Annotated in this window: 16 protein-coding genes; 9 read left to right on the top strand and 7 right to left on the bottom strand. The window is 54.3% G+C overall.

Annotation, left to right across the window (positions count from 1 at the left end; all coding sequences use genetic code 11):
- Positions 1 to 21: 21 nt before the first annotated feature.
- Positions 22 to 972 (bottom strand): fasciclin domain-containing protein, encoded by a 951-nt coding sequence (locus CLV58_RS15245; RefSeq protein ID WP_170108710.1) that lies wholly within the window; start codon positions 970 to 972, stop codon positions 22 to 24.
- Between the two features lie 186 nt (positions 973 to 1,158).
- Here CLV58_RS15245 and CLV58_RS15250 point away from each other — a divergent pair, with 186 nt between their 5' ends.
- The 5 genes from CLV58_RS15250 (at position 1,159) to CLV58_RS15270 (ending at position 7,901) form a co-directional block, all read left to right on the top strand.
- Positions 1,159 to 1,896 (top strand): undecaprenyl pyrophosphate synthase, encoded by a 738-nt coding sequence (locus tag CLV58_RS15250; RefSeq protein WP_106138692.1) that lies wholly within the window; start codon positions 1,159 to 1,161, stop codon positions 1,894 to 1,896.
- A gap of 234 nt (positions 1,897 to 2,130) precedes the next feature.
- The gene (gene bamA, locus CLV58_RS15255) at positions 2,131 to 4,716 is read left to right on the top strand and encodes an outer membrane protein assembly factor BamA (RefSeq protein ID WP_106138693.1); all 2,586 of its coding nucleotides are present in this window, start codon (positions 2,131 to 2,133) and stop codon (positions 4,714 to 4,716) included.
- 119 nt (positions 4,717 to 4,835) lie between these two features.
- Positions 4,836 to 5,444 carry an OmpH/Skp family outer membrane protein gene (locus CLV58_RS15260; RefSeq protein WP_106138694.1) on the top strand — a complete coding sequence of 203 codons (609 nt, stop codon included), beginning with the start codon at positions 4,836 to 4,838 and terminating at the stop codon, positions 5,442 to 5,444.
- Between the two features lie 22 nt (positions 5,445 to 5,466).
- Positions 5,467 to 6,117: an OmpH/Skp family outer membrane protein gene (locus CLV58_RS15265; RefSeq protein ID WP_106138695.1), complete on the top strand. Its 651-nt coding sequence runs from the start codon at positions 5,467 to 5,469 to the stop codon at positions 6,115 to 6,117.
- Between the two features lie 209 nt (positions 6,118 to 6,326).
- Positions 6,327 to 7,901, top strand: a complete 1,575-nt coding sequence (locus CLV58_RS15270; RefSeq protein WP_106138696.1) for a putative Ig domain-containing protein — start codon at positions 6,327 to 6,329, stop codon at positions 7,899 to 7,901.
- Between the two features lie 96 nt (positions 7,902 to 7,997).
- Here the strand turns inward: CLV58_RS15270 and CLV58_RS15275 are convergent, their stop codons facing one another.
- Complete coding sequence (locus CLV58_RS15275; protein ID WP_106138697.1) at positions 7,998 to 8,777, bottom strand: lipoprotein signal peptidase; 780 nt, start codon at positions 8,775 to 8,777, stop codon at positions 7,998 to 8,000.
- A 79-nt stretch (positions 8,778 to 8,856) separates the two neighbouring features.
- On the bottom strand, positions 8,857 to 10,134 hold the full coding sequence (locus CLV58_RS15280; protein ID WP_106138698.1) for a proline dehydrogenase family protein: 1,278 nt from the start codon (positions 10,132 to 10,134) through the stop codon (positions 8,857 to 8,859).
- Between the two features lie 253 nt (positions 10,135 to 10,387).
- Here CLV58_RS15280 and CLV58_RS15285 point away from each other — a divergent pair, with 253 nt between their 5' ends.
- Positions 10,388 to 11,491 carry a chorismate mutase gene (locus tag CLV58_RS15285; protein ID WP_106138699.1) on the top strand — a complete coding sequence of 368 codons (1,104 nt, stop codon included), beginning with the start codon at positions 10,388 to 10,390 and terminating at the stop codon, positions 11,489 to 11,491.
- 67 nt (positions 11,492 to 11,558) lie between these two features.
- Here the strand turns inward: CLV58_RS15285 and CLV58_RS15290 are convergent, their stop codons facing one another.
- The 4 genes from CLV58_RS15290 to CLV58_RS15305 form a co-directional block, all read right to left on the bottom strand.
- On the bottom strand, positions 11,559 to 12,512 hold the full coding sequence (locus CLV58_RS15290; protein ID WP_106138700.1) for a DUF4249 domain-containing protein: 954 nt from the start codon (positions 12,510 to 12,512) through the stop codon (positions 11,559 to 11,561).
- Position 12,513: 1 nt separating this feature from the next.
- On the bottom strand, positions 12,514 to 14,940 hold the full coding sequence (locus CLV58_RS15295; protein ID WP_106138701.1) for a TonB-dependent receptor: 2,427 nt from the start codon (positions 14,938 to 14,940) through the stop codon (positions 12,514 to 12,516).
- A 72-nt stretch (positions 14,941 to 15,012) separates the two neighbouring features.
- Positions 15,013 to 15,945, bottom strand: a complete 933-nt coding sequence (locus CLV58_RS15300; protein WP_106138702.1) for a DUF4249 domain-containing protein — start codon at positions 15,943 to 15,945, stop codon at positions 15,013 to 15,015.
- Entirely contained in the window at positions 15,945 to 18,347 is a 2,403-nt protein-coding gene (locus tag CLV58_RS15305) for a TonB-dependent receptor (RefSeq protein WP_106138703.1), read from the bottom strand. The genes CLV58_RS15300 and CLV58_RS15305 overlap by 1 nt, the downstream gene beginning before the upstream one ends.
- Positions 18,348 to 18,578: 231 nt before the next feature.
- Between CLV58_RS15305 and CLV58_RS15310 the strand changes: the two genes are divergently transcribed.
- From CLV58_RS15310 to CLV58_RS15320, 3 genes are all read left to right on the top strand, one after another.
- Positions 18,579 to 19,919, top strand: coding sequence for an NAD(P)/FAD-dependent oxidoreductase (locus CLV58_RS15310; protein WP_106138704.1), 1,341 nt, complete (start codon positions 18,579 to 18,581; stop codon positions 19,917 to 19,919).
- Positions 19,920 to 20,393: 474 nt separating this feature from the next.
- The gene (locus tag CLV58_RS15315) at positions 20,394 to 22,490 is read left to right on the top strand and encodes a S46 family peptidase (RefSeq protein ID WP_106138705.1); all 2,097 of its coding nucleotides are present in this window, start codon (positions 20,394 to 20,396) and stop codon (positions 22,488 to 22,490) included.
- 115 nt (positions 22,491 to 22,605) lie between these two features.
- Positions 22,606 to 23,136 carry a DinB family protein gene (locus CLV58_RS15320; protein ID WP_106138706.1) on the top strand — a complete coding sequence of 177 codons (531 nt, stop codon included), beginning with the start codon at positions 22,606 to 22,608 and terminating at the stop codon, positions 23,134 to 23,136.
- The last annotated feature ends 4 nt before the right edge of the window (positions 23,137 to 23,140 follow it).

The raw sequence follows: 23,140 nt of genomic DNA on the forward strand, positions 1-23,140 counted from the left end.
TTAGTCGTCCGAACAGAGATGTCAGGGCAGCAAAACCTGATCAACGATGTGCATGACCCCGTTATTCGAAATCAGATCGGCCTGGCGGATATTCGCCGAACTACCATTCCGGTTTCCTTTGATCGTTGGGACGCCCGTGTTTGTAAATACCGTCAGCCGGGCCCCGTTCAGCGTTGTCAGCATACCCGTCTGGAGTTGATACGACAGTAACGAACCCTGCACGGCGTGGTACGACAGCAGCGCCGACAGCGTCTGTGAACTCGTCGATTCAATGGCAGTGATACTACCGTAGCCAGCAGCCCGGAACGCATCATTGGTCGGCGCAAAGAGAGTGACCAGATTATTCGACGCCGTACTGCTTAATGCTGTCAGCAGGTTGGGATTCGCCACCGAAAGGCGTCTAACGGCTGCGGCCAGAAAGGTAAGGTCCGGGTTAGCGTCGATCGTTGCCAGTAAACTGCTCTGCGACGGATTCAACAAGCGGTCGATTACCTGAATCATCCCGTTGGCCGTCGGCAAGTCGCTCTGGACGAGCTTAGCTCCGTTGACGTAAATAGTGCTACTCGTTTTATTTAGAAAGACCACTCCTCTGTCGCCCGTTTCAACCGTCGTCTGTCCCGAAGGAATAGCCGATACAGATAGGGGTGCGTACAGAATGTGGTGCGCCAGCAGTGCCCGAACCTGGGCCTGCGGCAGTGCCCGGATAGCCCCATCGCTCCCGAGTCCGGCGGCCGTAAAGGCATCATTATTGGGTGCCAGCAGCGTCATGTTGGCCGACTTGAACGCGCCGTCGAAGCCGGCATAATTGGCGGCTACCCGCAGCAGCCGAAACTGGTCATCTTCCAGAATCTGATCAGCGATAGTCTTGGGAGTAGCGACCGTATCGTCGTCTTTCTGGCAGCCCGACAGCAGCAGACATACGGTAAACAGGAGCGTTGCCGAACGCAGCAACAGCATAGGATATCGATTCATCAGGGTACGCATCAGGTCAGGATATTCATGGCAAATATACGATCACACAACCGACAAGTTGCCTACCGGTGATCGGCAGCTTTCTGATTACCACGCCCATAGTTATGATTCTATTGCGCCCACCCCGCCGTTTTTTTTCGTATATTCGCAGCCTTTGTTAAATACTGTTAAAACTGTCCCCCAGGGATGAAGGAAGATATTGATCCGGGCAATCTGCCTCAGCACATAGCCGTTATCATGGACGGAAACGGTCGCTGGGCCAAACAGAAGGGAGCCGCCCGCATTTTTGGCCATAACAACGCCATCAAAGCTGTCCGGGAAGTGACCGAAGGTTGCGCGGAGTTAGGCGTTAAGTTTCTGACACTGTACGCGTTCTCGACCGAAAACTGGAATCGACCCAAACTTGAAGTCGACGCGCTGATGACCCTGCTGGTCCACACGATCCGGGGAGAAATCAAAACGCTGATGAATAACAACGTGCGGCTGACAACCATCGGTCATACGGAGACATTGCCCAAAGACTGTCAGCGGGAGTTAGCCGAAGCCATGCGGGAAACGGCCAACAACACCGGTCTGACGCTGGTGCTGGCACTGAGCTACAGCGGTCGGTGGGAAATTCTCGAAGCAGCCCGGCAACTGGCGGTGGCGGTTCGCGCAGGCGAGCTGGCTCCTGAGGACATCGACGAAACCCGGTTTCATCAGCAACTGACGACGGCCAACATGCCCGACCCGGAATTGATGATTCGGACGAGCGGTGAGATGCGGATCAGTAACTTCATGCTGTGGCAGCTGGCCTATTCCGAGTTTTACATGCCTGAAGTGCTGTGGCCCGACTTCCGCCGGGAACATCTGCATGAAGCTATTCTGACGTACCAAAAACGGGAACGCCGGTTTGGAAAAACAAGTGAACAACTAGCTAAATAATGCGCCGGTCGCGGTAGTCGATCGGGTCTATCATTCTGACAACGTGCTCATTAAAAAAATCGCACTGGTACCAACCATCCTTACACCTGACGGGTCACGTAGTCATTACACTGGCGTGCACACGACTCGTCGTTCCCGCCTGTGACCACTAAGCTGCCTGCCGACTCCATGCGAGCCACTTATTGGGCTACCACAACGGCCTTGATACCAACCAACAGTAAATCGCTTACTTCGTTGAAACACCGTATAACGTACATCCTGGCAACGGTTTGTCTGCTGACCGCGCTGACACCCGCTTTGGCGCAGGTCCGTGTGGGCGCAGGACGTCCGGCCGAGACACAGTTCTCCGCCGATGAACTGACCAACTACGCCAGTCCCAAAGAATATGAGATCACTGGCCTGAGCGTGACGGGTACCCGCTACCTCGACCCAAACTCGCTGGTTTCACTGGCCGGTCTGAAAGTTGGCGATAAAACCCGGATTCCGGGCGAAGCCGTTGGTTCGTCGGTGCGTAAGCTGATGGACTCCGGTCTGCTCGACAACGTCGAACTGTTTGCCACGCACACTGGTGAGGGTAAGGTATCGCTGATGTTCCGGGTGCAGGAGCGCCCCCGGCTATACCGGGTTAGCTTCATGGGCATCAAAAAAGGCGAACAGGATCAGCTCAAAGACAAGACGAAGCTGAACCTGGGAAAAATCGTGACCAACACGATCGTCAAGAACACGCAGATGGCCGTCCGGAAGTACTTTGTCGACAAGGGCTATCTGAACACGAAAGTAAAAATCACGACCGTCCCCGACAGCGCCCGCAACAACGCGACCATGCGCGTACTGGTCGACAAGGGGCAGAAGGTGAAGATCGCCAAGATCAACTTCGAAGGGCTGGATGAAGCGGAAGAATCGGCCGTACGGATGAAGATGAAAGGCACGAAGGAAAAACGGTTTGGCCGGATTTTCACCCCGTCGAAGTTCGTCCCCAAAAAGTATGAAGAGGACAAACAGAAGCTGATTGCTTACTACAACAAACTGGGTTATCGTGACGCAGCTATCGAGCGCGATACGCTGATTCACAACCCCGACAATACGGTCTCGCTTGACATCGTACTCAACGAGGGTAAAAAGTATTACTACCGAAACGTCGATTTCTCGGGCAACTACCTGTACACAGCAGCCCAGCTCCGCTCTGTGCTCGGTATTCAGAAAGGCGATGTCTACAACCCGGAAGATCTCGATAAGCGGCTGAACGGCAATCCGGGGCAGGATTTGAGTTCGCAGTACATGGACGATGGGTACCTGTACTATAATGCCACCCCAGTCGAGAAGATGATTGACGGCGATTCGATCGACCTGGAAATTCGTATTTACGAAGGCAAGCAGGCCACCATCAACCGGATCATCCTGAACGGTAATACCAAGACCAGCGACCACGTCGTAATGCGATCGATACGTACGCTGCCGGGGCAGAAATTCAACAAATCATTGCTGATTCGAACACAACGGGAGCTCTCGACGCTAGGCTATTTCGACCCCGAGAAAATCGGTATTCAGCCCGTGCCACAGAGCGACGGTACAGTTGACGTTGAGTACACAGTTGAAGAAAAACCGTCTGACCAGATCGAACTATCGGGCGGCTGGGGTGGCTACGTCGGCTTTGTCGGTACGCTCGGTCTGACATTCAATAACTTCTCGGCCCGTAACATCCCGCACCTGAGCGCCTGGAAACCCCTGCCAGCCGGCGATGGTCAACGCGTGCAGGTGCGCTTCCAGGCCAACGGTCGGCAATATCAGGTGTATTCGCTGTCGTTTACCGAGCCGTGGCTCGGTGGCCGCAAGCCGAATGCGCTCTCTGTCAGTGCCAGCCACACGGTTTACCGGTCATTCTACGATCCGAATAACATCAATAGTTACTACCAGCCTCTACAGGGTCGTTCACCGACGGGTTCGTACTCGAACACGGCCTTTACGGTCGGGCTGGGACGTCAGTTGAAAGTTCCCGATGACTACTTCTCGCTGACACACTCGCTGTCGTACCAGCGCTACGATCTGAACAACCTCGATCTGTTCTACATCGGCTACAAGAACGGTATTTCGAACAACTTTACGTTCAACACAACCATCGCGCGGAACAGCATCGATAACCCGCAGTTCCCCCGGTCGGGCTCGTCGTTCTCGCTGAGTGGTTCGTTCACTCCCCCCTACTCTGCCTTCAAAACAGAAAAGGAAAACGTGAGTATCGAGAACCGGTTTAAATTCGTCGAGTATCACAAATGGATGTTCGACGCCAGCTGGTTCCAGACCGTTATCGGCAAGCTCGTACTGAATACCCGCGCCCACATGGGCTTCCTGGGTAGCTACAATAAACGCACGGAGATCGGCCCGTTCGAGCGATTCGTATTGGGTGGTTCGGGGCTGGCCGGTCAGGGGCAGTTCGCGCTGGCGCAGGACATCATCGGTCTGCGTGGTTACGACGACCGGAGCGTTTACACCGCCGATTACAACCAGGTTCCGTCAGCAGCAGCCCGCAGTCAGGGTGGGGTCGTCTACAACAAGTTTGTGGCCGAATTACGCTACCCAGTTTCGCTCAATCCATCGGCGACCATCTTCGCGCTGGTATTCGCCGAAGCGGGTAACAACTGGGCTAGCTACAAACAGTATAGCCCGTTTGACCTGAAACGGTCGCTTGGCTTCGGTGCCCGGATTTTCATGCCCGCCTTTGGTCTGATCGGTATCGACTACGGCTATGGCTTCGACACCATTCCAGGCATCAAAAATCAACCATCAGGCCAGTTTCACTTCACGATTGGTCAGCAGATTCGATAAGATTTGCCGTACGGCAACGTTTTAGTACAAAACGAAACAGGAAACAAAGTTGGCCCGGTATTAGCAGCGGAATCTATCTGAAATTCAATTCGTTTGTCTTGAGAAGTTGACGTAGATTCATGAAAAAGGGAATAATATTCGTACTTTTATGCGCCTTTTGGCCAACCGTCCACGCTTCTGCGCAGAAGTTTGGTTACGTCGATAGCGAGTTCATTTTCAGCAAGATGCCCGAATACCAGAAGGCACTTGGCGAGATTGACAAGTTTACCGACAAGTGGTCGAAGGACATTCAGGATAAGTACGCTGACATTGAGAAACAGCAGCGGGCGTATCAGGCCGAGGAAATTCTGCTGACTGACGACATGAAACGCGATCGGCAGCGGTCGCTCAGTGAGAAGGAGCGTGAAGCCCGGGAGTACAACAATAAAGTGTTTGGTTACGAGGGTATGCTTTATCAGAAAAAGAAAGAGCTGATGAAGGCACCGATGGACCTGGTTAGCCGGGCTATCGAGAAAGTCGCCCAACAAAAGAAGTTGAATTTCATGTTCGACAAAGCGTCTGATTTTGTCATGCTTTACACGGACCCACGTCACGACTACACGGAATACGTCATGGAAGAACTGGGGCTCGATATGAACGCAAAACCGGGTAAGCCCAGCAACGTAGCCGGGGCGGTACCGAATCCCGCCGGCAGCAGTACCGATAATAAACCAACCACAAAACAGTAGTAGTAAACCAAGTAAACTGAAGATGAACAAGACACTCGTTATGGCGTTCGCAGCCGCTTTGCTGGCTGGTGGTCTGAACGCTCAGGCTCAAACGACGGCAGCCCCTGCTACAACAGCCTCGGCCGCCTTGAAACTGGGCTATACGAATATCGACTATATTCTCGGTCAGACACCCGAAGCCAAAGACATACAAAATCAGTTGACCATTCAGCGGACGCAGTCGGAAAACGAACTGAAGCGGATGCAGAAAGAACTGGAAGACAAATACGGCGCTTATCAGAAAGGAGCCGAACAGATGTCGGACGTAATTCGGAAGGACCGGGAAACGGAATTGCAGGGCCTGCAAACCCGGATTCAGGAGTTCGGCCGGACGGCAGAGCAGTCGCTACAGGCGAAATATGGTCAGCTGGTAAATCCGGTTGTTCAGAAAATTCAGAAGGCGATTGACGCGGTAGCACAGGAAAACGGGTACACCTACATCTTCAATCTGGATGCCGGTGCCAACACGACGCCGATTCTGCTGGTTGCTCCTAAAGAAAACGACATTACGGATCTGGTCTTCAAAAAACTGGGCGTCGATCCAACGAAAACGGCAGCCCCGGCCACGAGCAAACCGGCTACGACCGGCGCTGGTTCAGCATCGACCCCGGCCGCAACGCCTAAGAAAAAGTAAGCAATTTCCTGCTTGTACTAGCGCTAAAACGAGTCAGTCCGATGGGCTGACTCGTTTTGGTTTATATAAAGACGGTACAGGACTATTGAAAGAGCACGCTTCATTTCGACTAACTATTCTGGCTAAAGAGTTGGTCATAAACAAACTAATGCAAAATTCGCAGCCTTACTTTTGCGTTCTTGTCAATAGTATTACACAAAACGTTATCTATGAATCGTACGGCCGGTCTACTGGCGATGTTGCTACTATGCCTGTTCGGGCACGGCAGCTACGCACAGGAAACGAAATCGCTACGTCTTGTCTTCCCTACACAGTCTGACTGGAACGTATTACCTGAGGGCAGCACTGCCCGGTTCGACGTAAAAACCAACGCACCTGCCGGCGATACGCTGACTTTCTCACTGCGGGGCGACAAGATTCCCGAAGGAGCAGAGATCGACTCGCTGGGTCACTTTAGCTGGACGCCAGCCCACAATCTGGCCGATCGTATTCAGACCCGCAAACAGGTACCGATTACGTTCGAGGTGCGAAATCAGCGCGGCTATTCAGCAACGCAAACCATCGATTTCTCCGTGCTGCACGTCAACCGCCCACCAACGGTTGGTGAACTACGCCCGTTCTATGTGCAGTATAAGACGCAGAACACATACAAGATGGACCCGGAGCTGGTACACGACGACGACGGCGACCCTATCGTGTTCATACCGATTCCCGATCAGATGCCGGAGGGCAGCAAACTTTCGTCGCAAGGCGAGCTAACGTGGACGCTGTCGTTCAATCAGTTCAAAAAGCTGAAGCAAAACCCGATTTACATCGAGTTCTGGGTAGAGGATCAGCCAGCCAAAGCCCGCTCGAAAGGCCGTTTGAAGGTGGAAGTTACAGAGATGGATCTACCACCGGACATCAGCATAGTGCCACAGGAAACCCGCTACAAACTTCGGGAGAATGCCACTGTTGATCTGAAATTTTACCTCACCGATCCCAACGGCGAAGACGACATCAAAGAATTCAATTTCTTGTCGGATAACCAGAACATTCCGAAAACGGCGCTGGTCAAAAATACCGACAATCAGTACGAATTTATCTGGCAACCCGGCTTCGACTTTGTCAAAGATCCCCAAGACTCGTTAGAGGCACGCGTAACTTTTTATGTGCTCGACAAATCGCAGAATCGGCAGGAACGGCAGATTACATTCGTTGTGAAGAATACCGTCAACGAAGCCGAAAAAGACCGCTACCTGTATACGCAGTACCGGCAGGTGCTGGTACAAGCCTGGGGACTCGTTGAGCAATTAGGCGAGAAGGAAGAGCAGTTGAAACGTGACTACAAACGGGCGAAGGGCGGGAAACGAAATCGCTCGGTTGCCAATGCTTCGCTGGGCGCGGTCACGGGTGTGTCGCCTGCGATCACGAGCGGTGATCAGAATACACAGCGTATTATATCGGCGGTTGGTGGTACAGCGGTACTGACGATGGGCACGCTCGAAGCAACCGAAGTTATCGGTAAATCGATGAAGGATTTGCTGGACCGGTACAACTACGTACTGGGAAAGAAAGCAGAACTACAGAATAAAGGCGATGTGTTCTCCAGGGAGTTTTCGCTTAAATCGAGCCGACGTACACCCGACTTTATCCGAAAGCTCGATGAGTTTCGTTCGCTGATGAGCCTAAGCGGGCTGGTTGCTCTGGAGCTGGATGCTAACTGGCAGTCGAAAAAGGAAGCGACCGATAAAGCCATCAAGCGTACATTTAAAGACTTTACCTCACTCGACGAAGCACAGTAAGGCGATTGCTAGCGAAATAAAGTTATCAACACAGAGGCACAGAGACCACGGAGAAAAACTCGGTGTACTCTGTGCCTCTGTGTTAATGATCTACGACTAATCCAGTTTGTCTTCTTTGGGTGCCGTGGGTGTTGTACTCACACTGCGTATCTCGTCGTGCTGTGTACCATTCGTAGCATCGTCGGTTGGCTCGTGGTGTGTAACGCTGGGTTCATCTTCCACGTCGCTCATGGGCAGCACAGTCGCCTGTGTAGCGTCGGGGCCGTCGGCTGGCAACATACCGTCTTCAGGATGCATCCCCCCGAAAAAGCGACGCTGGAACAACAGGATCAAACAGACACCAATAAAGATGCAGGAGTCTGCGATATTGAAGATAGGCGTCGAATAATACTGCCCCCCCCATACCGGCACCCACTCGGGAATGAATCCCTCCCATACATCGACAAAAATCATGTCGATCACCTGCCCATGAAACCAGGGCGTCGGTGATCCGTAGGGGGCATTGTTAAGAAAAACACCATAGAACGTACTATCGATAACGTTTCCGACGGCACCCGCCAAGATCATCGCCATCGCCCAGAGCAAGCCATTAGGGGCACCCCGGTGCGCCAGATGAACCAGGTAGTAGCCGATACCGACCATGGCAAACAGCCGAAACACGCTCAATAGCAGCTTTCCGTATTCGTATCCTAATTGCATACCGAACGCCATACCCGGATTAAGCACATAGTGTAGCTTAAACCAGTCGCCGATCAGTTTGACCTGACCGGCAAAGCCGGGAGCCATATAGTGATGAACAGCGAGTTTTGATCCCTGATCCAACGCAATCAGGAACACGGTCAGGAGAAAAAAAGGAAGCGGATTTTTCTTGATCATAAAAAAAATTGGCCCAGCCAGTTGGCCGGGCCATAGTTACTAAAGGCTACTCCAGAACGAATCTATAGTGTGCGGGCTACTAATTATGCGCACACCCTTTTCGGCGTTTCAGTTCGTCGCGCACCAGCATATACTCCCGGCTGCTCTGTCCGGCAATCGACTTGTTTTCTTCAGCCCGGCGGAACAGATACGGCATAACCGATTCGACAGGACCGTACGGCACGTATTTAGCCACGTTATAGCCAGCCGTTGCCAGATTGTACGAGATATTATCGCTCATCCCCAGCAACTGCGCGAAATAAATATGTGGGTCGTTGTTGGCAATGCCCAGCGCCTGCATTTTCTGAACGCAATACTGACAGCTGTATTCGTTGTGCGTTCCCAGACAGAACGAAATAACGTTACGATTTTCCAGACAGAAATCGATCGCTAGGTTGAAGTCCCGGTCGGTGTCTTCTTTCGTTGCTTGAATCGGGTCCTGGTATTCTTCCTCGTGCGAACGGAGCCGTTCTTTCTCCAGATAAGCGCCCCGTACCAGTTTAGCACCCATGAAATACCCTTTGGCGTTGGCCTCCAGCAAATCGCGGTGCAGATGATCCAGCGATTCCCAACGATACATTTGGTACGTGTTATAAACGACCGGCCGCTCGTGGTTGTAGCGGTCCATCATTTCGTACGCCAGCGTGTCAATGGTATCCTGAATCCAGCTCTCCTCGGCATCGATAAAAATGCGGACGTTACGCTCGAAGGCCCGGCGGCACAGCGAATCGACGCGCTTCAGCACCCGGTCAAACTGAGCTTTCTGGTCCTTGTCGAGCGAGTTGCCGAGTTGTACGGCTTCGAGCAGCTCGGTCGACGCCAGCCCGGTGATTTTGAAGACCGTGAAGGGAATGTCAGCCGATTCGCTGGCCCGCTCGATGGTCCGCATGATCTCCAGCGTTGTTTCGTCGAAGCTTTTCTCATCATCCTCACCCTCAACCGAATAGTCGAGAATGGTACCGACGTGACCGTCGTGCAGGTGGCGAATCGTTGGCTCAGAATCCCGGATACTTTCGCCCCCGCAGAACTGCTCAAAAATTGTGTGTTTAATCAACGATTTGATGGGCAGGTGCAGGCGGAGGGCTAGTTTTATGAAAAAAGTGCCTAAATTTACCAGCCAACCCTTATTCATCAACGCAAACAGCCAGTACGTCTTTCTAAGTTTGGCGTTCGACTGTGCAGAAAACGCAATCGAGGTATCGTCGAAAGAAACGAGTCCGACCTGAGTGCTAGCTTTACTGGCCTCTGTCGGCCCAGCTTCCAGCGAACCCTCGGCCCATTCACCGGCCGTGGGCAATACATTACTTCGGTTCGACATATCAGTGCTCCGTTTTGACGGTGCTACGTCCATAGCGTTAGATGCGTGTCGGTTAGACGGCCGAAATATAGAACGAAATTTCGGTCAATGGACTAAACTACTCGACACGGCTTGTTCAACAAATTAAATTCAGTTGTAGACAAAGTGGGGAACTAGCCTAAAACACAACTAGTTCCCCCTGCAAATATACCACAAATTCAGATTTAAAGTTCCTAGTTTAGTACGGGTACACCATACCCCTGATACGTTTACCATGAAAGTAGATTTGACCGTTGAGCCGCTGAATTCGTGGATCGATACCAGTGGCAAGCCCCTGATCATCGCCGGCCCCTGTAGCGCCGAGACCGAAGAGCAGGTTGTTGAAACCGTTCGCCAGCTGAAAGCACTGAACGCTGTACACGTTATCCGGGCGGGTGTCTGGAAACCGCGTACGCGTCCCGGTAGTTTTGAAGGTATGGGCGAAGCGGCTCTGCCCTGGCTTCAGGCCGCCAAAGCGGAGACGGGCCTCCCCATTGCCGTTGAGGTCGCTACGCCCGAACACATCGAGTTGGCCCTGAAGTATGACATCGATGTATTGTGGGTTGGTGCCCGCACAACGGTGAACCCCTTCAACGTACAGGAGATTGCCGACGCGCTGCGCGGTGTCGACGTGCCAGTGCTGATCAAAAACCCGGTCAATCCGGACCTGGCCCTCTGGGTTGGTGCCTTCGAGCGGATTGCCGGTGCCGGTATCACCAAGCTGGCGGCTATTCACCGGGGTTTTGCTACGGGCGAAGCAACGAAGTACCGTAACGTGCCGATGTGGCAGATGGCGATCGAACTGAAGTCGATCTTCCCGTCGCTCCCCATCATCGGCGACCCAAGTCACATGGCGGGCAAGCGGGCGTACCTCAACGAGCTGTCGCAGATGGCAATGGACCTCAACTACGACGGTCTGATCGTTGAGTCGCACGTCGATCCTGATAAAGCATGGAGTGATGCTGCGCAGCAGCTGACCCCTGCGGCTTTCGGGGAGATGCTCGATCACCTGGAAATCCGGCAGGTTGAATCGCCGAACCGGGAATTCCAGACATTCATGGAACAGTCGCGCCGGAGCATCGACAACGTTGACCGGCAGCTGGTTGAGATGCTGGCAGCCCGGATGGCGCTGGTTGAGCGGCTGGCCGAGTACAAGCGTGACAACAACGTAACGCTGTTTCAGCCCGACCGTTGGAAAGAGATCCTGAAAACCCGCAGCGAAACGGGTAAGAAACTGGGCCTGTATCCTGAGCTGGTTGAAGAGATCTACAAGATCATTCACATGGAATCGATTCGGAAACAAACCGAAATCATGAACAATCCGGTGCAAAACGCCTGATTATAACGAGTAGCCACGAAAAAAGCGCCCAATCTCCAGTGGAGATTGGGCGCTTTTTTCGTGGCTGTTACTTCAGATAAAGCGTCAGTGTCGACCTATTGTACGCGCCGAAGCAACCAAGCCCACCCTGAATATTGGTTGGAATGGGTACCGGCTCGGCAAATGGATTGTCGCGGACTTCGTTCTGCCGGGCTACCCCGTCGTGATAGCGGTAATAGTTTTCGTCGACGTTAAGCAGATAGCCATCCAGTCGACCGGAGGGGGGTGTAGAGACCCATACACCGTTGATTCGCGAATAAGAGAAAGGCGGCAGACGAGCCCGCGTTGATGTCATTAGCTGTCCATCGCGACTCACGTCGGCACTTAGCGAACCACCGTCAAAGTACCATTCGCCTGTCCGCCGAAACAGGGTGTCACGGTAGGTCTTCGTGGCTGGGTTATAAATACTGCCACGTTCTTTGTACTCATTGTTTCCGGCTACCCGGTAAAAATTGGGTTGTCCGGCCGGATCACGCCAACGCAACCGGGCATGGTACTCCTTGCGCCGTTCACCAAAATCGGTTGTAATCGATGAGTCGACCGTAATCTGCTCCACCGGCACAGCATCAGGAACGGTACAGGTCGCCTTCACGGATCGCCCGTCGGTCGTCTGAACCGTTAGCGTATATGTTTTTCCGACGAGAATAGGCAGGCTACTGGCCGACGCCCGGAAATAGGTAGTTGGATAGCCGTAGTTTGTATTGTACCGTGCCGGACGCAACCGTACCGATTGGCTTCCGTCTGACAAGACAACGACCGCATCGACAATATCGCCACCAATCTGACCATTGACCCCAAGCACCGGCGATGAGCGGGTGACGCGGGCAGCCAGCACCGAGTCCTGCGGAGAAATAAAACAGGCCACTACAATCGCTTCGGGCTGCTGCGTAATGCCTTTGGGTTCTACTTCCTGCCGTAGATTACCACAGCCTATAAGTAAACTCCCCAGCAGAACAGCGTATAAAACGTGGATAGGCTTCATCTTAAAACTTAAAATTATAGCTGAACGACGGCACAACCGGGAAAACGGAATAGCGGAACAAGGCGGTACGCGTCGGCTGGTTCTGGCCCTGACTAACCGATTCCAGCTGGTAGAAGAACGGGTTCCGGCGGTTGTAGGCGTTGTACAGACTAAATTCCCAGGTTCGCTCGTGGTACTTCTTCCGTTTATGAAACTGAATAGCGACATCGAAGCGGTGGTAGGGCTCAGCCCGAAAGCTATTCTTCTGTTGACCATATTCACTTACCTGCGAGCCGTAGCTAAACAAGGGCGCAATGATCGATTGTGCCCCGTTGCTGCCATAAACGGTCTGTAGGCCGGGGGCATGGCCGTACGCCCAGTAATTGGCGACCGGTACCGTCAGGGCGTTGCCAGTACCGTACACCCACGTTCCCGACAGTGTGATCCGTTTGCTCAGTTCATAAATACCGACGACCGAAATATCGTGCCGACGGTCGTAACGGGGAAAGAAAGGCTTTCCGCCGTTGAGTTCGGGAAACTGCCACTGCGTCCAGGAAAGCGTGTAGCCGAGCCAGCCCGACAGCCGCCCGGTTTTACGCTGAAACAGGACTTCAGCTCCGTAACTCCAACCTTTGCCGGCAGTTACGTTATCTTCCCAGCGAACCCGTTCGGCCGATGTCGGATCATCAATCAGCAGGAAGCTGGCCCCTTCCTTGTAGTTAATGATGTTCTGCATGGTTTTGTAATACCCCTCGACGGTCAGGGCAAAGCCTTTTCCCAAAGCGAAGTCGTCGGCAAAATCCTTGGCAAGGCCGATGGCTACCTGACGCGACTGCTGCGGATTCACCCGGTCGGTGGTGGGTACCCACAAATCAGTTGGTAGGCCAATACCGGTGTTGCTCAGCATATGAATGTATTGATTCATCGTGGCGTACGATGCTTTGGCCGACAGACTCGGACGCAGTTGGTAGGATGCTGACAACCGGGGCTCCGGACGCAGGTAATTGATCGCTCCCTGTGAAAACAAGCTCAGCCGCATTCCGCCATTGACCCGCCACCGCTCGTTGGGGCGCCAGGTATCTTCGGCGTACAGGCCCGACTCAACCGCGTGAATCGCTTCGACGTCGCGCCTGAATTCATTGATTGACGCGTTCTGCACAACAATGGCACTAGGCGTAAACCGGTGAAACACAGTCTGCGTACCGAACCGGAGCGAATGGCGGGGCGACAGGTAATAATCGAAATCCAATTTTGCCGATAAATCCCGAATACCCGAGGAGTAGCGGAGCGAGGTCGTGATCGTATCCGCCGAGCGGTTATCGGCCGAGATTTTGAACTCGTAATCGCTGTAAATCAGCGACAGGTTTGCGAACAGCTTTTGACTGAATAAGTGGTTCCAGCGGAGCGTGCCGGTCGCGTTTCCCCAGCCAATTCCCACGTCACTGCCGCCATCGTTGTCTTTCGCGTAGAACCGGTCGCGACCGAAGTAGCCGCTCAGGTAGATCTTGTCTTTGGCACCGAAATCGTAATTCGCTTTGGCATTGAAGTCGTAGAAATAATAGCCCGCTTTGGTTTTTCCTTCGCTGGCCGACGCAATGAGTGGAGCAGCGATCACGTCCAGATACGTCCGGCGACCCGACACCAGAAACGAGCCCTTTTTGTTTTTCGTGAACGGCCCTTCGAGCGTCAGCCGCGACGCGATCAGGCCAATCCCGCCCTCCCCGTGCAGCTTCTCGCGGTTCCCGTCTTTCATGTTCAATTCGATGACCGACGACAACCGACCACCGTAGCGGGCCGGAAAGCCCCCTTTCGTTAGTTCGACACTCTTCAGCGCGTCGCCGTTGAACACGGAAAAGAAGCCGAACAGGTGATTGGCATTATACACCGTTGCTTCGTCCAGAATGATCAGGTTCTGGTCGGGACCGCCCCCACGCACGTAGATGCCCGTCTGCCCTTCGGAGCCTTTCTGGACCCCTGGCATCAGTTGCAGCACTTTCAGCACGTCTTTCTCGCCCAGAAAAGCCGGAATCTTTTTGATCTGCGCAATCGGTACATCAATCTGACTCATCTGCGCCGTTTCGCTGATTTTCTCTTCCGTTCGCCCCGCCTTCACGTCCACCTCGGTCAGCAACCGGCCCGGTGTCAGGAAAACGTTCAGGCTCTTGCTGGTGCGCAGGGCAACGGTACGCTCGCTGCTTTCGTAGCCGACAAACGAGTAAGCCAGTCGCACGCTGTCCTGTGTGGGCAATGTCAGCGAGTAAAAGCCGTAGGTGTTGGTGGTTGTCCCGGTCGTGGTGCCGGGCAGATAAACGTTTACGCCAATGAGTGCTTCCTGACTCCCAGCCTCACGAACGTAGCCGCTGATGGTGGCACGAGGGGGAACAGTTTGGGCAAAGAGGTTGCCGATGGGCGCGACGAAACAAAGAAGGATAGGGAGAAGTAAGCGCATACACCAGGTTGTGGACAGAGAACCTATACCGTCAGAGCACATTCGTGGCCTGAGGGTTGTAACGCCTGGTCGTTAATTTACCGTCATGCCGATTGTCGAACTGTTGTAGCCGGCGAAGCAGCCCAAAGCGCCCTGAATATTACTGGGGATAAGCACAGGCTCCGCAAACGGGTTGCCGCGCACGCGACCCTGCCGGATTACCGCCGAACGATACTGGTAATACGTTTCATCGACGGCCAATAAATTCACGATGATGTTACTTTTAAGAAACTGCTTTCTAAACCCCATCGCCTGGCCGTTGGCCAATGTTGTGTTCCCCAAAAATGCCCGACCTGACGTAAATAGCGATCCGTCAGCACCGGTATCATCAAACAGGCCCCGGTTGTCGTCGTCGAAGTTCAGGTTCAGGTTGGTGTAGTTGCTTTTCCCGAGAATGACCTGCTGCTGATCGAACAGGCGAAACGTCCCCGTTACCTGATAGTAGTTGGTTTGCCCGGCCGGGTCTTGCCAGGTGGCCCGGACGAAGTAACGCCGGGTCCGGTTGTTTTCCATGAGCGAATCGATCTGCACGGCCGACAGGCTGACGGGGGGCGGAATGGTGCAGGTTGCCGTCGCGCGCTGTCCCTCCGCCGTTACCACATCCAGCGTATAGGTCCGGCCGGTGACGATGCGCATCTGCCGGGCGGGCGCGCTGTAATACTGGTAGCCATTCGCCCCGTAACGTAGCGTAATCGTTCGGTTACCGTCCGACAGTGTCACCGTCGCCCTCGTTACGTTACCATCGCTCAGACCACTGCTAATGCTGTCGCCCAAGACCGTTCGGGATTGCGTAAGCCGGACCGCCAGGACGGTATCCTGGGGCGACAGAAAGCCGCTGACAACCAGTTTTGCCGATTCCAGACCGAGCTGATCGGGGCTGATCTCGTTGCGCAGACTACCGCAACCAGCCAGCAGCAGCAGGCTACCCAGGCATACGACCAGATGAAGAAACGAGGAGTGTCGCATCAGAATTTAAACGAATAGCTTACGGACGGAACAATCGGGAAGACGGAGTACCGCACCAGCACCGTCTTGTTGGGTTCGCCATTAGTCTGCGCTACTGACTCAAGCCGGTAGAAAAACGGGTTTCGGCGGTTGTAGGCGTTGTACAGGCTGATCTCCCAGGTTCGCTCGTGGTGTTTTTTCTGCTTGTGAAACTGAATGGCGACATCGAAGCGGTGGTAGGGCTCGGCCCGGAAACTGTTTTTCTGCGTGCCGTAATCATCCACGATGCGACCGTTCTGAAACAGGCCACCAAACTGCCCGCCCCCGGTAAGCGGAACATAGCTGCCTCCTGGTCGGTACGCGTCATAACGTCCCGTCGGCAGTGTCAGCGCATTACCCGTGCCGTACACCCACGTACCCGACAACGTGATCCGTTTGCTGAGTTCGTAAATACCGACGACCGAGATGTCGTGCCGCCGGTCGTAGCGGGGGTAGTACGGCCGGCCATTGTTCAGCTCGGCAAATTGCCACTGCGTCCAGGAGAGCGTATACCCTACCCAGCCCGACAGCCGCCCGATTTTTTTCTGAAGCAGCACCTCCGCCCCGTACGACCAGCCTCGCCCGGCGGTTACGTTATCTTCCCAGCGGGTATTATTGGCCGAGGTCGGGTCGTTGAGCAGCAGAAAACTAGCCCCTTCCTTGTAGTTGATGATGTTGCTCATCGTCTTGTAATAGCCCTCGACCGTCAGGGCCAGCCCGCTGCCGGGCAGATCTTTAGCGATACCGATGGCGACCTGCTGCGACTGTTGCGGCTTTACCCGGTCAGTCGTCGGCACCCACAAGTCGGTTGGCAGCCCGATCCCGGTGTTCGACAACAGGTGAACGTATTGATTCATCAATGCATACGACGCCTTCAGCGACAGGTCGGGGCGGAGCGTATAAGCCGCCGACAGCCGGGGTTCGGGCCGGATATAGCCAACGTCAGGGTGTTTGAAGTAACTCAGCCGCAAGCCACCGTTGACCCGCCACCGGTCGGAAGGGCGCCAGGTATCTTCGGCGTACAGACCCGATTCCAGCACATTGATGCTTTCGACGCTTTGTTGATACTGATTGATCAGGGCGTTCTGTAACACGATGGCACTGGGCGTAAAGCGGTGGTAGGTCGTCTGCACGCCCAGTCGAACGGCGTGTTGCGGAGCCGGGTAGTAATCGACGTCGTACTTCAACGACAGGTCGCGGATACCCGAACTGTAGCCCAGCGAATACGACTGATTATCGACGGTACCGCGTTCGCTCGAATTGATCTCGAACTTATAATCGCTGAACGTCGCCGACAGGTTGGAGAACAGCTTTTCGTTGAACAGGTGATTCCAGCGGAGCGTACCCGTCACGTTCCCCCAGCCCAGGCTCGTTTCCGTGGCCGACGGTGCGTCGCTGGCGTGAAACCGGTCGCGCCCGAGATAGCCACTTACGTACAGCTTATCGTTCTGACTCAGGTCGTAATTGGCTTTGGCGTTGAGGTCGTAGAAATAATAGCCCGCTTTGGTTTGACCGTTTGTCTGCGCCCGAACGATCGGCGCGCTCACCACGTCGAGGTACGTCCGGCGACCCGATACCAGAAATGACCCCTTCTTATTTTTGGTAAGTGGCCCTTCCAGCGTCAGCCGCGATGCGATCAGGCCAATCCCGCCCTCCCCGTGTAGCTTCTCGCGGTTGCCGTCTTTCATGTTCAGCTCGATGACCGACGACAACCGACCGCCGTAGCGGGCGGGAAAGCCCCCTTTTATCAACTCGACGCTTTTGATGGCATCGCCGTTGAAGACCGAGAAAAAGCCGAACAGGTGACTGGCGTTGTAAACGACGGCATCATCCAGGATAATCAGGTTCTGGTCAGGGCCACCGCCACGGACGTAAATACCGGTTTGTCCTTCGGAGCCTTTTTGCACCCCCGGCATCAGTTGCAGCACTTTCAGCACGTCTTTCTCGCCCAGAAAAGCCGGAATCTTTTTGATCTGCGCAATCGGTACGTCAATGGCACTCATCTGCGCCGTTTCACTTACTTTTTCCTGTGCGATACCCCGTACTTCCACTTCCGACAAATCACGACCCTGCGCCAGCGTTATGTCGATGCGTTGATTGCTGCGTAGTCGGACCGAGCGGCTGCTGGTTTCGTACCCGACAAATGAATAAGCAATGCGCGCGCTGTCCTGCGCGGGTAAGGTCAGCGAATAAAAACCGTAGGTGTTGGTTGTCGTCCCGGTTGTGGTACCGGGTACGTAGATGTTCACACCGATCAGGGCTTCCTGGCTACCAGCCTCGCGCACGTAGCCGCTGATGGTATAGCGCGAAACCGTTGTCTGCGCCCACCCATCGACGCACCACAACAGGGCAAAGCAGAGCAAACCGTACGTAAATAACCGCATGAAAGAAAGGAATAGACCCGTCCGATCGAGCCATTGATTCGTGTAGCGCCACTGCCGTGCGCAGGCTTGTCAAAATTACGCTATATATACGCAGATCGATAATCGTACGATCAGTAAGTCGGCCAACCAGTTCACTCATTCTTAGCTGGTTTTAATTCAGGCTGGCAAACAAAACGGCTGACTGTAAGGTAGTACACCTGAATACATCTGATCTGTAAGCGTCCTGCCATCATGCTTCAATTCGACAAATTATCGCTCAATATTCCCGCTACCCAAAAGCCCCGTATCGTCATTATCGGCGGTGGCTTCGGGGGGATGAATCTGGTCAAAAGCCTGCGCAACGCGGGCATGCAGATTGTCCTGTTCGACAAGCAGAACTATAACGGCTTCTGGCCCCTGCTTTATCAGGTGGCCACAGCCGGTCTGGAACCGGATGCCATCGCCGAACCCTTCCGCAAGATGTTCGACGATGTCGACGACTTTCATTATCGGATGGTCCGGGTCAGCAAAATCGATCCGGCTACGAAAACCGTGACGACGCTGATCGGCGACCTGACCTATGACTACCTGGTTATCGCGACAGGGTCGAAGAGTAACTACTTCGGTAACAAACAGATCGAAACCTACTCGTTTCCGCTCAAGACCATTCCCGAAGCGCTGAACATACGGAGTCAGTTCCTGCAATGTTTCGAGCAGGCCAGCGTCACGACCGACCCGGCCGAGCGCGAAAGCCTGCTAACCTTCGTTATCGCCGGCGCTGGTCCGACGGGTGTAGAAATGGCTGGTTCACTGGCCGAGATGCGCAAGCACGTGCTGCCCGCCGACTATCCGGGACTGGATTTCAGCCAGATGAAAATCTACGTCATCGAGGGCGTCGGTAAGGTCTTGCCGCCTATGTCGGAAGAAGCGGGTAACGACGCTAAACGCTACCTCGACGATCTGGGCGTTATCGTCAAGCTAAACACGCTGGTCGATAACTACGACGGTCAGACGGTGACGCTGAAAGGGGGGGAACAGATTCGGACGCAAACGCTGGTCTGGGCAGCGGGCGTAACGGGTGCCATGATCGAGGGGATTCCGGCCGAAGCCATCGAGCGGGGTCGTATCCTGGTCGACCCGATCAACCGGATTCAGGGCCTGACCGACGTATTTGCCATTGGCGACATTGCCTTGATGAAGCTGGAGAAATGGCCGAAAGGGCATCCCGGCGTAGCACAGCCCGCCATTCAGCAGGGTGTGCACCTGGCGAAGAACCTGCACCGAATGCGCAAGGGCGAAACGCCCACGCCATTCGATTATTTCGACAAAGGATCGCTAGCCATCGTTGGGCGAAGCCGTGCCGTCGCCGACTTGCCGGGCAATATTCACCTCGGCGGGTTCATTGCCTGGATGTCGTGGCTCTTCGTCCACATCTTTTATCTCGTCGGTTTCCGCAGCAAACTGATCGTATTCAGCAACTGGATATACCGACTGTTCACCTACCAGCGGGGAACTCGCATCATCATCCGCCCCTTCGTTCGCAAAGACGATAAAGTCGGGCAGGAGATGCTGGAACGAAACGAAGCGGTATAATTACGGCCTATCAGAGACATTCTTTTAGGGTTTTAATCAGCGTCTGCTTATTGGCTTTACCCCTAAATTCCCTGAAGGGCAGGGCTGTTAAGTTATAGATCGTCTACCCCCCAGCCCCCTGAAGGGGGAGCATTCCGCAAATGAAGTTCACCCCCTTTAGGCCGGGCCGACGTTTCGGGGCTGGGGGGTAGATGGACCGAAGGTAATTTGGCTACCGTCAGCGTTAATTTAAGAACTTAACAGCCCTGCCCTTCAGGAGACTTTGTCTACGTGCGAGCAAAGTCCCCTTCAGGGGATTTAGGGGTAAAGAACTTACCTATTGAACCGGCCAACCGATATTTATTGAAGCCCCTACCCATAAGACTAGTCATACTATGGATGGGTTAGAGTGGGTCTGTTGCAGTGGGTCCTATACACATGAACGACCAAGGTCTTTTCTGCTACATTTGCAGATACACCTTTCGTGATCCGTCCATGCACCAACGTTATAGCCGCCCGATCGTCCTGTCGGGTCTGTTGCTAATCAATTTACTATCCGCTAGCCGGGCGCAGTTTACCCCTACGGCTGCCGATTCAGCCAAGGGCGGGCCGGCTGATCTGGGCAAGATGTGGACGTTCGACACCCCGCCGACAGCCTACTTTCAGAAGACTTACAATTTTACCCCCGATGCCAACTGGTTCAACGAAACACGGCTGGCGGCACTGCGCTTTGCGGATTACTGTTCAGCGTCGTTTGTATCGGCTAACGGACTGGTGATGACGAACCACCACTGCGCGCGCGAATCGGGAACGGGGGTACAACGCAAAGGTGAAGACCTGAACGCAACCGGATTTTACGCCAAAACACTGACCGAAGAGCGCAAAGTCGACGGACTCTTTGTTGACCAACTGGTGTCGATTGAAGACATCACGAGCCGGGTGCAGACGGCAATGGGGCAGGCAGGTTCGGAAGAGGATAAGCTCCAGGCCCGCGAAAAAACCTTCGACGACATCAAGAAAGAGTACGAGACGAAAGCGGCCTGGAAAGGGCTACAGCTCCAGACGATTACCTTTTACAATGGCGGACGGTACGCTCTCTACGGCTTCAAACGGTACAACGACGTACGGCTGGTGTTCATGCCGGAGCTACAGCTTGGTTTCTTCGGGGGCGACTACGATAATTTCACTTACCCTCGTTACGCTCTCGACTGCTCGTTCTTCCGGGTTTACGACAATGGTAAACCGCTTCAGACGAAGCATTTTTTCAAATTCAACCCCAATGGCGTCCGCGATGGTGAACCCATTTTCGTTGTCGGTAATCCCGGCCGGACCGAGCGGCTCAAGACCGTTGCTGAACTCGAATTCGACCGCGACCTACAAACACCCGCGACGATTGAACTGCTGAAAAATCGGTCGAAGGCGCTACAAGCCTACAACGCGACGGCCAAGAACGACAGCATTCTGAACGAAATTTTCAGCTACGAGAACAGCATCAAAGCCATCAGTGGTCAGCTGGCCGGGCTGCGCGATCCGTACCTGATGGCCCGCAAAGCCAATTTTGAAAAACAGTTTCAGGCGGCAGCCACGGCTAAAAACCTCCCCGCCGATCAGTTGCAAACGTGGAACCGGCTGGCCGACAACACGGCTAAACTACGCACGCTGTTCAAGGATGCTACGTACCTGGCACCCAACGACCGGACGGTTGGTATGCTACTCCCATTTGCCGCTTTATTGGTACAGTACGGACAGTTGGCAACACAGCGCCCGCAGGATGCCGAACGGGCGCGTGGACTTGTGATAGCACCGGTCATTAAAAACAAACAGGTCGAAGAAGCGTATCTGGCGGCTCACCTCACCGAAGCGCAGGCTGGCCTGGGCAACGACGATCCGTATGTGAAAGCTGCGCTCAACGGCAAAACACCCGCCGAAGCAGCGGCTTACCTGCTCAAAAACACCCGTCTGACCGATCCGGCCTTTGTCAGTGATCTGGCTACGCGGGGCGGGATGATCAACGATTCGAGTGATCCGATGCTGGTACTGGCCCGCATCGGTTTCCCGCGTTACATACAGGCGGCACAACAGGCGCAGCAGCTATCGCAGGAACAGGAAGTATTGCGTGGTCAACTGGGCCGGATGCTGTATGCCGTCTACGGAGCCGCCGTACCGCCCGATGCCACCTTTTCGCTCCGTATCAACGACGGTGTGGTGAAAAGCTACGATTACAACGGTACCAAAGCGCCCATCATCACCACCTTTGCGGGCCTGTACGACCGGAGTTATTCGTTTGCCGGTCAATCGGCCTGGAGTCTACCGGCCCGCTGGAAAAATCCACCGGCCGCGCTGCTCAATCAGCCTATGTGCTTTATCTCCACGAATGACATCATCGGCGGTAACTCCGGCAGTCCGATGATCAACAAGAACCGGGAAGCCGTAGGCCTGGTATTCGATGGTAATATTGAGAGCCTACCGGGCGAGTTCATCTTCGTCCCCACTGCCAATCGCAGTATCTCCGTCCACGCCGGCGGTATGGTAGCCGCCATGCGCTACATCTACAAAGCTGACCGGCTGGTGGGAGAACTGACAGGTAAGTAGTTTTCGGTTTACGGTATTCAGTTTACGGTGTACTGGCACACGTCAGCTGGATAGCGGAGCGAATGCTGTAAACCGAATACCGTAAACCAATAAACCGTAGACCGTAGACCGTATCATGACCCAAAACGACCTCCCGGCGCTGCCGCCTTTCTTTGACCGCTACATTAATCTGGCTCCACCGGGCGACTTGCTCGACGCCCTGAAACAGACCCGCTCGTTCGACAGTCTGATTGATGCGCAGACGCTTGTGCGACTAGGCGACAGACGCTATGCACCCGGCAAATGGAGTGCAACTGACATCTTACAGCATATCGTTGACACGGAACGGATCATGGCGTATCGGGCGCTGCGTATTGCCCGCAATGACAAAACGCCCTTACCCGGCTTCGATGAAAATGCCTTCGCCGACTGCACCGATGCAACCAACCGTACCGTTGCCGACCTATACGACGAATACACAGCCCAGCGCGACTCGACAATTCAGCTGTTCAGCAGCTTCACCGACGAGATGTTGCTCCGCAGCGGTACCGCGTCCGATAAACCAATCTCGGCGCTGGCGCTGGGCTTCGTTTGTGTCGGCCATGCCATGCACCACGCCAACGTGTTGCGGGAACGGTACCTGCCGCTGCTGACACAACCTTCCTGACCAC

It is taken from the genome of Spirosoma oryzae (assembly GCF_003002825.1).
Taxonomy (GTDB): Bacteria; Bacteroidota; Bacteroidia; order Cytophagales; family Spirosomataceae; genus Spirosoma; species Spirosoma oryzae.

What these genes read in the sequence shown, in the direction of transcription:
- CLV58_RS15285 (WP_106138699.1), top strand. Translation starts at nt 10,388, where the DNA reads ATGAAAGTAGATTTGACCGTTGAGCCGCTGAATTCGTGGATCGATACC.
- CLV58_RS15310 (WP_106138704.1), top strand. Translation starts at nt 18,579, where the DNA reads ATGCTTCAATTCGACAAATTATCGCTCAATATTCCCGCTACCCAAAAG.
- CLV58_RS15270 (WP_106138696.1), top strand. Translation starts at nt 6,327, where the DNA reads ATGAATCGTACGGCCGGTCTACTGGCGATGTTGCTACTATGCCTGTTC.
- CLV58_RS15295 (WP_106138701.1), bottom strand. Translation starts at nt 14,940, where the DNA reads ATGCGCTTACTTCTCCCTATCCTTCTTTGTTTCGTCGCGCCCATCGGC.
- CLV58_RS15300 (WP_106138702.1), bottom strand. Translation starts at nt 15,945, where the DNA reads ATGCGACACTCCTCGTTTCTTCATCTGGTCGTATGCCTGGGTAGCCTG.
- CLV58_RS15290 (WP_106138700.1), bottom strand. Translation starts at nt 12,512, where the DNA reads ATGAAGCCTATCCACGTTTTATACGCTGTTCTGCTGGGGAGTTTACTT.
- CLV58_RS15250 (WP_106138692.1), top strand. Translation starts at nt 1,159, where the DNA reads ATGAAGGAAGATATTGATCCGGGCAATCTGCCTCAGCACATAGCCGTT.
- CLV58_RS15265 (WP_106138695.1), top strand. Translation starts at nt 5,467, where the DNA reads ATGAACAAGACACTCGTTATGGCGTTCGCAGCCGCTTTGCTGGCTGGT.
- CLV58_RS15315 (WP_106138705.1), top strand. Translation starts at nt 20,394, where the DNA reads ATGCACCAACGTTATAGCCGCCCGATCGTCCTGTCGGGTCTGTTGCTA.
- CLV58_RS15280 (WP_106138698.1), bottom strand. Translation starts at nt 10,134, where the DNA reads ATGTCGAACCGAAGTAATGTATTGCCCACGGCCGGTGAATGGGCCGAG.
- CLV58_RS15245 (WP_170108710.1), bottom strand. Translation starts at nt 972, where the DNA reads ATGAATCGATATCCTATGCTGTTGCTGCGTTCGGCAACGCTCCTGTTT.
- CLV58_RS15320 (WP_106138706.1), top strand. Translation starts at nt 22,606, where the DNA reads ATGACCCAAAACGACCTCCCGGCGCTGCCGCCTTTCTTTGACCGCTAC.
- CLV58_RS15305 (WP_106138703.1), bottom strand. Translation starts at nt 18,347, where the DNA reads ATGCGGTTATTTACGTACGGTTTGCTCTGCTTTGCCCTGTTGTGGTGC.
- CLV58_RS15275 (WP_106138697.1), bottom strand. Translation starts at nt 8,777, where the DNA reads ATGATCAAGAAAAATCCGCTTCCTTTTTTTCTCCTGACCGTGTTCCTG.
- CLV58_RS15260 (WP_106138694.1), top strand. Translation starts at nt 4,836, where the DNA reads ATGAAAAAGGGAATAATATTCGTACTTTTATGCGCCTTTTGGCCAACC.